Source organism: uncultured Oceanicoccus sp., assembly GCF_963968385.1.
Taxonomy (GTDB): Bacteria; Pseudomonadota; Gammaproteobacteria; order Pseudomonadales; family Dasaniaceae; genus Oceanicoccus.
The window spans coordinates 1-12,933 of record NZ_CAXAHB010000048.1 but is presented as its reverse complement, the minus strand read 5'-3'; the positions used below and the strand labels follow the sequence as shown (position 1 = coordinate 12,933).

At 47.8% G+C, this 12,933-nt stretch carries 12 protein-coding genes and 1 tRNA gene; 6 read left to right on the top strand and 7 right to left on the bottom strand.

Going from position 1 to position 12,933, the window contains the following annotated elements:
• Positions 1 to 27: 27 nt before the first annotated feature.
• From AACP44_RS06460 to AACP44_RS06435, 6 genes are all read right to left on the bottom strand, one after another.
• Positions 28 to 117, bottom strand: a tRNA-Ser gene (locus AACP44_RS06460).
• 131 nt (positions 118 to 248) lie between these two features.
• Positions 249 to 437, bottom strand: coding sequence for a carbon storage regulator CsrA (gene csrA, locus AACP44_RS06455; RefSeq protein ID WP_339339657.1), 189 nt, complete (start codon positions 435 to 437; stop codon positions 249 to 251).
• Between the two features lie 163 nt (positions 438 to 600).
• On the bottom strand, positions 601 to 1,836 hold the full coding sequence (locus tag AACP44_RS06450) for an aspartate kinase (protein WP_339339656.1): 1,236 nt from the start codon (positions 1,834 to 1,836) through the stop codon (positions 601 to 603).
• Positions 1,837 to 2,071: 235 nt separating this feature from the next.
• Entirely contained in the window at positions 2,072 to 4,699 is a 2,628-nt protein-coding gene (gene alaS, locus AACP44_RS06445; protein WP_339339655.1) for an alanine--tRNA ligase, read from the bottom strand.
• Between the two features lie 179 nt (positions 4,700 to 4,878).
• Entirely contained in the window at positions 4,879 to 5,064 is a 186-nt protein-coding gene (locus AACP44_RS06440; RefSeq protein ID WP_339339654.1) for a Trm112 family protein, read from the bottom strand.
• Between the two features lie 38 nt (positions 5,065 to 5,102).
• Positions 5,103 to 5,927, bottom strand: a complete 825-nt coding sequence (locus AACP44_RS06435; RefSeq protein ID WP_339339653.1) for a M23 family metallopeptidase — start codon at positions 5,925 to 5,927, stop codon at positions 5,103 to 5,105.
• Between the two features lie 94 nt (positions 5,928 to 6,021).
• Between AACP44_RS06435 and greB the strand changes: the two genes are divergently transcribed.
• A complete protein-coding gene (greB, locus tag AACP44_RS06430) occupies positions 6,022 to 6,522 on the top strand; it encodes a transcription elongation factor GreB (RefSeq protein ID WP_339339652.1) in 501 nt (166 codons plus the stop codon).
• Here the strand turns inward: greB and AACP44_RS06425 are convergent.
• Positions 6,513 to 7,088 (bottom strand): NUDIX hydrolase, encoded by a 576-nt coding sequence (locus AACP44_RS06425; RefSeq protein WP_339339651.1) that lies wholly within the window; start codon positions 7,086 to 7,088, stop codon positions 6,513 to 6,515. The genes greB and AACP44_RS06425 overlap by 10 nt on opposite strands.
• Positions 7,089 to 7,282: 194 nt before the next feature.
• Here AACP44_RS06425 and AACP44_RS06420 point away from each other — a divergent pair, with 194 nt between their 5' ends.
• From AACP44_RS06420 to AACP44_RS06400, 5 genes are all read left to right on the top strand, one after another.
• Positions 7,283 to 7,666, top strand: coding sequence for a PilZ domain-containing protein (locus AACP44_RS06420; protein WP_339339650.1), 384 nt, complete (start codon positions 7,283 to 7,285; stop codon positions 7,664 to 7,666).
• 189 nt (positions 7,667 to 7,855) lie between these two features.
• A complete protein-coding gene (locus AACP44_RS06415; RefSeq protein WP_339339649.1) occupies positions 7,856 to 8,518 on the top strand; it encodes a response regulator transcription factor in 663 nt (220 codons plus the stop codon).
• Between the two features lie 63 nt (positions 8,519 to 8,581).
• Entirely contained in the window at positions 8,582 to 9,601 is a 1,020-nt protein-coding gene (locus AACP44_RS06410; RefSeq protein ID WP_339339648.1) for an ABC transporter substrate binding protein, read from the top strand.
• Positions 9,598 to 12,297 carry an ATP-binding protein gene (locus AACP44_RS06405; protein WP_339339647.1) on the top strand — a complete coding sequence of 900 codons (2,700 nt, stop codon included), beginning with the start codon at positions 9,598 to 9,600 and terminating at the stop codon, positions 12,295 to 12,297. The genes AACP44_RS06410 and AACP44_RS06405 overlap by 4 nt, the downstream gene beginning before the upstream one ends.
• Positions 12,298 to 12,394: 97 nt before the next feature.
• On the top strand, positions 12,395 to 12,933 hold a 539-nt coding region (locus tag AACP44_RS06400), incomplete at its 3' end, for a TonB-dependent receptor plug domain-containing protein (protein WP_339339646.1).

Sequence of the window (12,933 nt, the reverse complement as noted above, 5' to 3'; positions counted from 1 at the left end):
AACTATCAACTAGTTAGGCTTTAATAATGGCGGAGAAGGAGGGATTCGAACCCTCGATACCATTTCTGATATATACCCTTAGCAGGGGCACGCCTTCAGCCACTCGGCCACTTCTCCAGATGAACTTTTGCGGTTTTTATACTGGTCGCACCAGTTGCGTTTACAGCGGCCTAGGCCCTATAAATCGAGCGCGGCATGATACCATATTTGCTAGAGAATCAAAGGCTTGAAAACAAGACGGCGGCGTCTTATTTGTTGCCAACATTATCGTTCTTCTCGTTCTGGATGCGCTGGTAAATCTCTTCGCGATGAACCGACACCTCTTTCGGTGCATCGATACCTAAACGTACCTGACTGCCTTTTACGCCTAATACCGTGACGGTGACTTCATCACCGATCATTAACGTCTCGCCAATACGGCGGGTTAAAATTAACATTGTCCTCTCCTCAGCATTTAGCTCATTGTATTGAGCTAACTGACCTATTTATTGTTGTGGTATGACGAGTCAATTCTAACCATAAGCCAACTACACACAAAGTCTGTAGTTGGCCAACAGCAACTTTCTTCCTGGTTACCTCTTGTAACGGATAGGCTAAACCCTAGCTGTGGTCTGTGATCTTTTGGTCCAAATCAAATGTGGAATGTAAGGCTCTGACCACTAGCTCTAGGAATTTTTCATCGATTACCACTGAGATTTTAATCTCCGAGGTGGTAATTAGCTGAATATTGGCATTAACCTCTGCCAGTGTTTTAAACATCTTGCTGGCAACACCAGCATGGGAGCGCATACCCACACCGACAATAGACACTTTGGCGATTTTTGCATCGGTGGCTACTTCACGGGCGCCCAGTTCCTTGGCAGTAGCCTGCAAAATCGATTCGGCCTTGGCCATATCATTGCGATGGACGGTAAAAGTAATGTCATTGGTGTTATCAGCGGCGGTATTTTGCACGATGACGTCAACTTCTATATTAGCATCACTAATAGGCCCTAAAACTCGGTGAGCGATGCCCGGGGTATCTGGAACACCCAAGATGCTGAGTTTGGCTTCATCACGGGTAAAAGCGATGCCCGATATGGCTGGAGACTCCATAGCATTATTTTCCTCTAAACTTATCAATGTACCGGGGCCATCCTGAAAGCTGTGTAGCACTCGCAGGGGGACATTATATTTACCGGCAAATTCTACGGCGCGGATTTGTAGGACCTTGGAGCCCAGGCTGGCCATCTCCAACATCTCTTCAAAGGTAATTCGATCAAGGCGACGAGCATTATCAACCACTCTTGGGTCGGTGGTGTAGACGCCATCGACATCGGTATATATCTGACACTCGTCGGCTTTTAAGGCCGCCGCTAATGCCACGGCAGTGGTATCTGAACCGCCACGGCCCAAGGTGGTGATATTGTTATGTTCATCGACACCTTGAAAACCTGCCACCACTACCACTCTGCCAGCATCGAGATCGGCACGAATATGGCGCTCATCTATCTCTTTAATTCGCGCTTTGTTATGCGCGCTGTCGGTCAGTATCCGCACCTGTGAACCGGTATAGGAACGGGCCTCGCAGCCGCGCTTGTTAAGCGCCATGCTTAATAAGGCAATGGTGACTTGCTCGCCAGTGGATACCAAGACATCCATCTCACGCGGTGTTGGCTGTTGCTCGATCTCTTTGGCCAAGGCAATGAGGCGATTGGTCTCACCACTCATGGCCGAGACAGCAACTACCATATCGTGGCCCTGACGGCGAAATTCGGCTACTTTGTCGGCCACCGACTCAATGCGTTCGACCGTACCGACCGAGGTGCCACCAAATTTTTGGACGATTAAACTCATACTTTTTACAAACAGTCTCAACCAAACCGATTAAAGGGTAAAACTTTGAGCCGGTGTTCTAAGCTTATTGCCGCTAAACAACAGCTAACGCCGCCTCAAGAGGGCCGCAATTAAACACTATAATGCCGCTAAATAAAACCATATCCGGACTGGGGCTGGGCTTTTAAATCAATAACCGGCTTTATTTATTAAAATTACTGCCTTTACAGGGTTTGTAGCGATACTTTGCTGCCGATTAGTCCGCGTTTGCTACCCAAGTTTTTACCGCGGTTAAGGCATCTGGCAGCGCAGCAATATCTGAACCGGCCCCTTTGGCCTTATCGGGCTTGCCACCCCCCTTACCACCGACCAACGCGGTGATATGCTTCATTAAATCACCGGCTTTTAGCCGAGCAGTAAGATCACTGGTGACACCACAGGCCAGATTGATTTTCTCGCCATCAATGCTGGCTAGCATAACTACAGCCGAACCGAGTTTGTCTTTTAATTGCGATACGGTGGTATCCAGTGTTTTCATATCGGCGCCATCAAGCTGGCTGGCAATGACTTTAATACCAGCCACGTCTTCTGCCTGAGCGGCAAGATCACTGCCAGCGGCAGAGGCCATTTTTGCTTTTAACTGCGCTAACTGTTTTTCTAATTGCTTGTGGCTATCTAACAATTGTTTAACTTTGCTGGTGACATTGTCTTTGGAGCCTTTGACCATGCCAGCAATTTCCGCCACACAGGCTTCTGTTTGGTCAAATAGCTCAAGCGCCGCTGCGCCGGTCACGGCTTCGATTCGACGAGTACCCGCGGCAACACCGGATTCTGAGGTAATACGCATCATACCAATATCACCCGTTCTGGTAGCGTGGGTGCCGCCGCATAGTTCGACCGAGAAGTGGTTATCGCCCATGGCCAGTACTCGGACTTCATCGCCGTACTTTTCATCGAATAACATCATTGCGCCCAGCTCGCGGGCATGGTCCATATCTGTGACGGTGGTTTCTACCGCGCTATTGGCTCGAATTTGGGCGTTAACCATGGCTTCTATCTCTGCCAGTTGCGCCGCGGTGACGCCCTCGAAGTGGGAGAAATCGAAGCGCAGTTTTTGTGCATCAACCAGCGAGCCTTTTTGGGTAACATGATCGCCCAATACGTTTCTTAAGGCGGCATGCAGCAGGTGGGTGGCCGAGTGGTTTAAGGCGGTTGCATGGCGAATTGAGCTATCGACTTCGGCTTCAAGGGTATCACCTAGCGACAGGCTGCCTTGACTCAGTACGCCATGGTGCAGATGGTTATCACCACTGCTGGTGGTATCTGATACTTCAAAACGCGCCGCGGCATTATGCAGCAGACCGCTGTCACCGACTTGTCCACCGGATTCGCTATAGAAGGGGGTGCTGGCAAGCACTACTACGCCCTGTTCACCTGCCGCCAAGCTGCTAACCGGCGCGCCGTCTTTTAGCAATGCGGTAATTTCACCGCGGTCGGATAATGTCTGGTAACCAGTAAACGCGGTGCTGCCGTCAATGCTGACACCTTCGGCCAAGTCCATGGTGAAGTTGCTGGCACTGCGAGCGCGTTGTCGCTGGGCTTCCATCGCTTGCTCAAAGCCGGCTTGGTCTAGAGTGAGGTTGCGCTCCCGAGCAATATCGCCGGTAAGGTCAACGGGGAAACCATAGGTATCGTACAGTTTAAAAATGGTGTCGCCAGGGATTTCGGTGCCGTTTAATTGCGCTAGGTCAGCTTCGAGAATTTTCATACCCTGATCGAGGGTTTTGGCAAACTGTTGCTCTTCGGTTAGTAGCACTTTTTCTAGTGCCGGTTGAAGTTTGGTTAGTTCCGGATAGGCCTCACCCATCTCAGCGGCAAGCGGACCAACCAATTGATAAAAGAAGGCGTCAGTAGCGCCTAATTTATTACCGTGCCGCACAGCGCGACGAATAATGCGCCGCAGCACATAACCACGGCCTTCGTTGGAGGGCAGTACGCCATCAACAATCAAGAAGGCACAGGAGCGAATATGGTCAGCAATAACCCGCAGCGAGGTGTGGGTGGTATCACTGACGCCGAGGATTTTGCCGGCGGCGTTAAGCAGGTTTTGAAATAAGTCGATCTCATAATTGCTATGCACACCTTGCATAACGGCTGCAATGCGCTCTAAGCCCATACCGGTATCAACCGAGGGAGCGGGCAAATCCTGCAGGGTGCCATCGGCAGAACGGTTATATTGCATAAACACGTTATTCCAGATTTCGATAAAGCGGTCGCCGTCTTCATCGGGGGAACCGGGTGGACCACCGGCAATGGCTTCGCCGTGGTCGTAGAAGATTTCGGTACAGGGGCCACAGGGGCCGGTATCACCCATTGACCAGAAATTATCCGAGGCGTATTTCGCCCCTTTGTTGTCGCCGATACGAATTATGCGCTCCGCTGGCAGGCCCATTTCATCTTTCCAGATCGCATAGGCTTCATTATCGTCGGCATAGACGGTGACAAGCAGTTTATCGGCGGGAATATTGAGCCATTGTTCGCCAGTCAAAAACTCCCAGGCATAGCTGATTGAATCGCGCTTAAAATAATCGCCAAAGCTAAAGTTACCCAGCATTTCAAAAAAGGTGTGGTGTCTGGCGGTGTAGCCAACATTTTCTAGATCGTTATGTTTGCCGCCGGCGCGAACACAGCGCTGTGAGCTGGTGGCGCGGCTATAGGAACGTGGGTCCTGCCCTAAAAAGACATCTTTGAACTGCACCATACCCGCGTTGGTAAATAACAATGTGGGGTCGTTGCCGGGCACTAGCGAGCTGCTAGCGACGCGGGTGTGCCCCTTTTGCTCAAAATAGCTGAGGAAGGCTTCGCGGATTTCAGAACTTTTCATGTGTTACCTTAGTAGCAATCTGGTTCGCCATTATTATCATTGGCTATTGTAAGGCGCCAGTTTAACGCCACAAACATGGCGACTAAGTATATAGGAAAGCAGGGAAAAAGGCCGAATATCAGCCGGTATTTAGGGTAGTTTCTGCAAAAATTTTAACGCCCAGTAACTTGCTATGGGTATTAACCCAGTTTTTCTTCAGCGCTGAGCTGGCGAGCTTCATTTTCTAGCATTACCGGTATGCCATCGCGAATAGGGTAAGCCAGACCGCTGGCCTTACAGACTAGCTCTTGGTTTTGCTCGTTATAGTCTAACGGCGCCTTGCTCACCGGGCAGACCAGAATGCTAAGTAGTTTGCTGTCGATCATATATATCCTCTGTTTTTTTTGCTTTCACAACCAGTATTTTATTGCGCTGGCATCGGTGGCACTAATAATTGCGGATCAATTCGCTGTTGCATCCAATTCATTCGCCAGTCTAAATGCGGCCCGGTGGCTCTGCCGCCGGCGCCGACTTCTGCCACGATATCGCCCGGTACAACCTGATCCCCCACTTTTGCGATTACCTTGCTGAGATGAATCATGGTTGAAGATACGCCATAGCCATGGTCAATAATCAGCGTGCCACCGGAGTAAAACATATCCTGATGGACTAAGGTCACTATGCCCGGTGCCGGAGTAGAAACAGGCGCACCCATTGGCGCCGCTATATCAATCCCATAGTGAGGCCGGCCCGGCACGCCATTATAAACACGCTGACTGCCATAAACACCTGTTATTGGCCCTATTAGCGGCCATTGGAACTGGCTGAGAAAATCCATCCGGTCTAAAAATTGCGCTCTGGCCTTGCGCACCTGTGCCGCTTCTTCACGACTGCGTTGAATATTGGCCGCGCTGGGGCTGATAATTTTTTTGGCAATGCCTTCAATGCGTTGAATATTATATTGGCGGGCAGCAATGGTCAGGGTCTTGGTGGTTTTATCGCCGTTGGCGTTTTCTATCGTTAACTCGGCATTGGCTTTAGCATCGCGCCCAAAGCCAATTACAAACACGCCCTGCTTGCTGACCTTAACCGCTCGCTGATCCAGCGTTACCAAACTATCCGGCTCAACCTGCCCGATAACCAGCCCACCCTGTTGCATCTGCCCTGTTAGCTGCAAGGCCGCAACTGTAGAAGGTAAATATAATAAGGCGAACAAGCTGGCAAATACTTTAAAGAGTAAACGACGCACAAAAACCTCGGTTTAGATAAAAGCCAGCAACACAATCCCGCACCGGCGATGAATAGGGCTATAATACGCTGCTCCAGCAGCATGAGGAAGACTGATGGGCCGTTATCGTCCACCGCGCCAACCCGGATCATTTTATATCACCCCCGAAGGTGAGAAGGCGTTGCGGGATGAGGTTTATCAATTGTGGAAGGTGGAGCGCCCACAGGTTACCGATACGGTTCATGAAGCTGCCAAAAATGGTGACCGCTCTGAGAATGGCGATTATATTTACGGCAAGCGACGGCTTAGGGAAATTGACAGTCGGGTCGGTTTTCTTACTCGTCGCCTGGATAAACTTGAGGTGGTTGACCGCATTCCCGACAACCAAAGCAAAGTATTTTTTGGTGCGTGGGTCACGGTAGAAGAACAGGACGGTCGTAAACAAAGCTATCGGATTGTTGGTCCGGATGAGTTTGATCTCAGTCTGGGCAAGCTGAGTATGGACTCGCCTCTGGCAAAAGCTTTACTGGGAAAATCTATTGGCGATGAGGTGGTGTTTAAAACACCGGAGGGCGAACGGGAACTTTATATCAGTGCGGTTCGCTATCACCCCTGAGCATTGATGATTTTTTCCACCGCCAATAAGCCGGCAATAGAAATAACATCGGTAATGCCGCCCTGCTCCAGCAGTTTGATCGCCTCGCTAAACGGCAAGTGCTTTACTACTAGATCCTTTTCGGTATCTTCCAATGCCTGCTCACCCTGTATTAGATCGCGGGCTAAAAAAACATAGCCCTGTTCATCGGTCACGGAGTTGGAGGTATGCAGTTTAAATAACGGCTGCCAATCACCACCGTATAATCCCGTTTCTTCTTTTAATTCGCGCTGGGCACACTGCAAGGGGTCTTCATTTAATGGTCCTCCGCCCATGGGGATTTCCCAGCTGTACTCATCCAACGCATAACGGTGCTGACCGACTAACACGGTATTGTGATTTTTATCGAGAGGGATAATGCCAATAGCTCGGTGTTTAAAATGGATTTTTCCATAGATGCCTTCAGTACCTGCCGGCGTTATCACCTCTTCATGGGTCAGATTAATCCAAGGATTTTCATACACTTGGCTGCGGCTTTTACGTTGCCAAGGGCCTATGCTTACCGGCTTGTCACTATTGTCGCTCATGCAGCTTTCCATGGAGGTTATAATCGATGTTATAGCTGTCACTGGCTTGCTATTAAAGCGGCCGACAACTAGGGTTGATTCAATGCAAACATAGTTTATCAGTCAGGGTAAGGCCAGACAAAGTCAGCCTACCCCCGCAATAATAAAATCATGTTAGAGTATTGCCAGATATCCGTGGCAACGGGAACCTAGCTATGAACAAACCGACTGAACGTCGTAGCCACCCTCGCTATCCCGCCAGCAATATCAAGGTGCTGATTAAGTCATTGCGCAATGACGGTGATTGGGAACAAGGCACTATCAGCACCGTTGACTTTAATCGTTTTGGTATTGGGCTTGAAACCGACCACAATTTTGCTATCGGCGATATTCTGTCGCTGCTTATAAGCACTGATGACGCCACTATCGCCGAGGTCAATGGTCTGGTCTGCAACCGTAGCCATACGCCCAGCGGTTACCGCTTTGGGGTTCGTTTTGAGCATACAGACTGTCAGCAGGAAGTGTCGCCGGATGCGGTAATTAATATCAGCGAAGAGATATTAATGATTGAACGGGAGGCTGCATCGATAACGCATTAGGCCCCCAGCCTTGCTAACTGCGGCGATAATAGGGCCATTGGAAGCCAAATCAGGCACAGCCAAAGCACTAGTTAGTGCAAATTAAGGCCAAAAAAACTAATACTTTTGGAGTATTGTTGTATTTCCTTATCCATTAGAGAATAACCCTACTCTACTAATAAGTTATTCTCAGCCGATAGTGAGCACAATATGCGAATCCTAATTGTTGATGATCATCAGTTAATTCGAACCGCCTTAAAGGATTTATTCAACCGGCTCTACACAACAGCGGAATGTGTTGAGGCCCTCAGCGGCAAAGATGCACTCGCTAAAGTGGCTGAAATGGATTTTGATGTGGCCATTTTGGATTTATTTATGCCTGGCGAAACCGCCTTTGTTTTCCTCCGCAAGCTCTGCAAACAGCAGCCAAAATTGCCGGTAGTGGTGCTGTCTGCCACAGACAGTCAGCAGCATATGCAACAATGTATGGATTTGGGTGCCTCGGCCTTTATCAATAAAGGTGAGGCCATAGAAAAGGTGGCCGATGCAGTTGAAAAGGTCTTGTCTGGCGGTACCTTTTTATCCAACAAACTTAAACGCATTAAACAGCCGGATATGTCGGATTCAGAACATTTGCCTGACCTTGGTCTGGACACGATACTCACTTCACTAACGGATCGGCAATTGGATATTTTAAGGCTGATAGGGCAAGGCAAATCTAACAAAGTGATTGCTCTGGAAAAACAGCTATCGGGCAATACGGTTAAGGTGCATGTCAGCGCCATACTGCGAGCACTGGATTTAAAGAACCGAACACAAATCGGCTTGCTGGCGCAAAAATTTGGCCTGCTCAATGATAATCAATCTGCCTAAAAAGATAGTGAATCAGCAATACGGTTAATAAGCTTTTGGCTTAACAAAAAAGACAAATAATTAATGACAAGGATTGGATCGACATTTAAAAGGGTTTTAACCACGCCGCTATTACTAGCTGCGATGGTTTTGTATGTGCCGATGGTGGCGCAAGCTGGTAGTAATGCGGTTACCTTTGTGGTGACTAAAAATGACGGTATCCCCCAACATATTATCCACTCTACCGAACAGGCATTAATCAAAACAGGCATTGAGATTGATAAATCTATTATTGAAGTCAATGACTCCCAAACGGCCAATGCAGCTGTTAGAGCATCCAACCCCAAAGATTTAATCGTTTCGATTGGCACCAAGGCAGCCGCTTTTGCCTACCGGCAATACCCCGATAGACCGATGATCAATGCGCTGATTACCCATTCCAGCTTTGCACAATTGGTGGATAATCATTTAGGCGGTGCAGAACAAGCTCTGAATCTGGAGATAACGCCGTTATTGATTAATCAACCGATCTCGCGATTTTTTACCCTTGGATTACAGCTTGTGCCCGAGGCTAAAACTATCGGTGTATTAATCGGACCTTCCAATAAAGCCAAACTACCCGATATCAAAGCCCAGGCAGAAAGACTGGGGCTGACTATCAATATTGCTTTGCTCAAACCCGATAGCAATCCGATAAAAGTGATTGAACCGATTATGCGTAGCAGCGATTTTTTTGTAGTGCTGCCAGATCGAAAATATATCAATCAACTGGCGGCCAAATGGATCTTGCCGCTAAGCTATCGCTACAACAAACCCGTTATTGCCTACTCAAAAAAATATGTTGATGCCGGCGCACTGGCTGCTGTTTTTTCTTCACCCGACAATGTTGCAACCAGGGTTGCAGCCACAGTTGCAACTACTGTTACAACTACTATAGCCAAGCAACTGCAACAGGATATACCCAAGGCAACGGCTGGCACAGATAACAATCAATATTTCTCCGTTGCCCTGAACCGTTCGGTCGGTCGCTCGCTTCGGATTCAACTACAGCAACCCGAGTATTACCAACAGCAGTTACAAGCCAAGGAGAAATCAACTCCATGAGTGATTGGACAAACCTTAAAGGCATTCGCCAACGTTTGCTCCTTACCTCTATAGCACCGATTTTGATTGTTGCCTCGGCTCTATCTTGGCTTAGCCTATCAAACCACAATGAATCATTGACTCGCTCTTTAATAGACTCTGGCGAGTCGACGGCAGCGTTTCTTGCGGCTACGGCAGAATTAAGTATGTACGCAGAAGATCGTGCTTCTCTGGAAACCTTAGGCCTCGGCGCATTGCGTTTCCCCTCTACGGCCAGTGTCGGGTTTATCAACCGTAGCAATCAATTAATTGCCGTTACCGGCAATCCCAATATTATGACTGCTGATTATATAAAACCCTGCATAGAACAAAGCAGCTTTAATACCCTTGATTATTTGCATATCTGCAAACCCATTATTGCTAACACCAAACAGCTGTCTGATTTTAGCTCTGAAGAACAAAGTGATGATGATTTTGAGCAGGAGCAATATGGTTGGGTGGTATTGGCTATCAGTATGGAACCACTGTATCAGCAGAAACAGTCCAATCTTTATCTTATCAGCTCAATCACCTTGGGCGTGGTATTGATCATTTCTATTCTAGCTTTAAGAATCGGGCGCAGTATTTCAGCACCCATACTAGCACTGGAAAAAACGGTTAATGATCTTGGCGCAGGCAATTTCGACAGCCGGGCACAAGAGGCGGGGCCTCTAGAAACACAAACATTGGCCAAGGGCATTAACAGCTTGGCAACCACCGTCGCCACCTCACAGAAGCAACTCGAACAGCGAGTAGAAGAATCTACCCAACAATTGGTTCTGGCATTAAAAAATATTGGCGATAAAAACACTACTCTGGAAAAAACCCAGCAAGAATTAAAATCAGCCATGACGGCTAAAGATGAGTTTCTGGCTAGAATGAGCCATGAATTGCGCACGCCTTTAACCGCCATCGCCGGTTTTTCTCGTTTATTGCAACGATCTGGAATGGATGAAACCCAAAAACAATACAGTGGCAATATTGTTGGCGCCTCAGATTTATTGATGGGCACGATTGATGGTATTTTGGATTTTTCGAAACTGCAGGAAAAAGCACTCACGATTGAAGTCATCGAATTTGATTTGCGCGATGCCATGGAAAGCCTGCTCGCTATGCACGCCTACCAGTCTCATACCAAATCATTAGAATTGGTTCTAATTATCGACCCCGATGTTCCGACTAACTTGCAAGGCGATTCCACCCGTATTAAACAGGTGATTAATAACCTACTGAGCAATGCTATTAAGTTTACTCCGCTGGGTGACGTGGTATTACATATCACCATAGTTGAGGATTATGCTGATAAAACCCGACTCTCCTTTCAGGTTAAAGATTCAGGTATTGGCATGGATAAGGAAAGCCAAAGCCGTTTATTCAAACCATTTTCTCAGGCTGATCACTCGATTACCCGTCGCTTTGGCGGCACCGGCTTAGGGTTGGTGATCTGCAAACAGTTGCTGGATTTAATGGATGGCAGCATCAGCATTGACAGCGAACCGAATCAAGGCAGCACCTTTGTTGTCGAGTTACCCTTAATGAAAAATACCTCTCCAGAGGGCAAGACTACCCCTTCGGTTGTTGGCTCAGAAATCCCACTTAATATTGTCGCATTTGAACCTAACCGCTGGACGCGCCAGGCATTGAGTAGCTTGCTAACCAACTGGTATGGCAAAGTATTTTTATCCCATTCAGAGCAGAGTTTAGTGGACAAACTCGGCAACGATAATAGCACTGATGTAGTGATTTTTGGGCTCGCACCCGACTGTACAGATAATGATTATATAGCACAGCAATTAGCTGATATTAGAAAATCCTTTACTGGCCCAATCGTTATTCTTAATAGCTATAGCGAATGGGATAATCATTTTACTGAGCCCTACTGGCGTGAGGCTGCACCCATCCACCATTTATCTAGACCGCTACGCCGACATGTTTTGCTCAACAAACTGCAAGAGCTGCAGGGTGTCAGCTCAGCCAGCGATACCCAACCTACGGCAATGGCCCAACATCTCAGAGGGTTAAAAATACTGGTTGCTGAAGATAATCAATATAGCCAACACCTGATCCAGTTAATGCTTGAGTTATTAGGTGCCGAAGTTGTGACCGCCGACAATGGTGAACAAGCTATCGAGCAATTTGAACAGCACTTTGTAGACGTGGTACTGATGGATATTCATATGCCGGTTATGGATGGTATAGCAGCAACACTGCGCATTGCCGAATTGGCCGGAGAGGAAGGCATTCCAGTTATAGGATTAACCGCCAATATTATGGAAAATGAACGCCAGGCTTTATTCCAAGCCGGCGCGGTCGATCTTTTATTTAAGCCTTTGAATGAACAGCAACTGATTAAAACCATTACTGAACTAGTGGGCAGAACAGTGGTGGAAAATGGACATTGTAATACCGCCGGGCTACTGGACGCCGTGGCCTCAAAAGAGACACTCAAAGACGAACTTAACCGCCTAGTGCAAATTTTGGAACAGGCGGTCAACAGCCAGCAAATGGATAACACCGCCGAGATTATCCATGAAATGCTGGGGCTCTCGGGTATGTTCGGCACAGAGGATGTTACTGTCAAGATCAATCAACTGCGCTCAGCATTAAAGGCTGATGTCGAGCAGGTAACTATTCTAGCGTTGGTAAAAACCATAAAAACAACCATCAGCACACTATAAAATTCTCTTCACCTGAAAATTATCTATTGTGCATAAGGCATATTTCTGAGTTAATAACGTCCGGATAGCTTATTTAATAATAAAAAACGGGATGTTTATGACTCAAAAGTTGCTTGGAGCCACTAGCAAACGCTCTGTCTCTAATATATTTCTAACCATTGGCCTTATATTTAGCCTGCCTGTCGCTGCTGGCAGCGGCTTGGTAACGGAAGAGGATATATTCGGTGATATCCCCGTGGTAACGGGTGCCAGCCACTTTCCGCAGACTATTTCAGACGCCCCAGCCTCAGTATCGATTATTGATCAGAAAATGATCGCCGCCTCCGCTGCTGTAGAAATCGTGGATTTATTTCGATTAATTCCCGGCTTTCAGGTGTATATGCCCCACTACGGTCGCCCTGCGATTAACTACCATGGTTTTCCGCAGGAATACTCCTATCGGATGGAAGTCAAAATCGATGGCCGCTCGGTTTACGAACCCGCGGAGAATGCGGTGCTATGGTCAACTCTGGGCATAGACCTAGATGATATTGACTATATCGAAGTGATCCGCGGTGCCAACGCTCCCGCTGATGGGGCTAACGCTACCACAGCCTCAGTCAATATTATTACCAAGACGCCCCTATCCACAGAAGG

What these genes read in the sequence shown, in the direction of transcription:
- csrA (WP_339339657.1), bottom strand. Translation starts at nt 437, where the DNA reads ATGTTAATTTTAACCCGCCGTATTGGCGAGACGTTAATGATCGGTGAT.
- AACP44_RS06450 (WP_339339656.1), bottom strand. Translation starts at nt 1,836, where the DNA reads ATGAGTTTAATCGTCCAAAAATTTGGTGGCACCTCGGTCGGTACGGTC.
- alaS (WP_339339655.1), bottom strand. Translation starts at nt 4,699, where the DNA reads ATGAAAAGTTCTGAAATCCGCGAAGCCTTCCTCAGCTATTTTGAGCAA.
- AACP44_RS06440 (WP_339339654.1), bottom strand. Translation starts at nt 5,064, where the DNA reads ATGATCGACAGCAAACTACTTAGCATTCTGGTCTGCCCGGTGAGCAAG.
- greB (WP_339339652.1), top strand. Translation starts at nt 6,022, where the DNA reads ATGGGCCGTTATCGTCCACCGCGCCAACCCGGATCATTTTATATCACC.
- AACP44_RS06425 (WP_339339651.1), bottom strand. Translation starts at nt 7,088, where the DNA reads ATGAGCGACAATAGTGACAAGCCGGTAAGCATAGGCCCTTGGCAACGT.
- AACP44_RS06420 (WP_339339650.1), top strand. Translation starts at nt 7,283, where the DNA reads ATGAACAAACCGACTGAACGTCGTAGCCACCCTCGCTATCCCGCCAGC.
- AACP44_RS06415 (WP_339339649.1), top strand. Translation starts at nt 7,856, where the DNA reads ATGCGAATCCTAATTGTTGATGATCATCAGTTAATTCGAACCGCCTTA.
- AACP44_RS06410 (WP_339339648.1), top strand. Translation starts at nt 8,582, where the DNA reads ATGACAAGGATTGGATCGACATTTAAAAGGGTTTTAACCACGCCGCTA.
- AACP44_RS06405 (WP_339339647.1), top strand. Translation starts at nt 9,598, where the DNA reads ATGAGTGATTGGACAAACCTTAAAGGCATTCGCCAACGTTTGCTCCTT.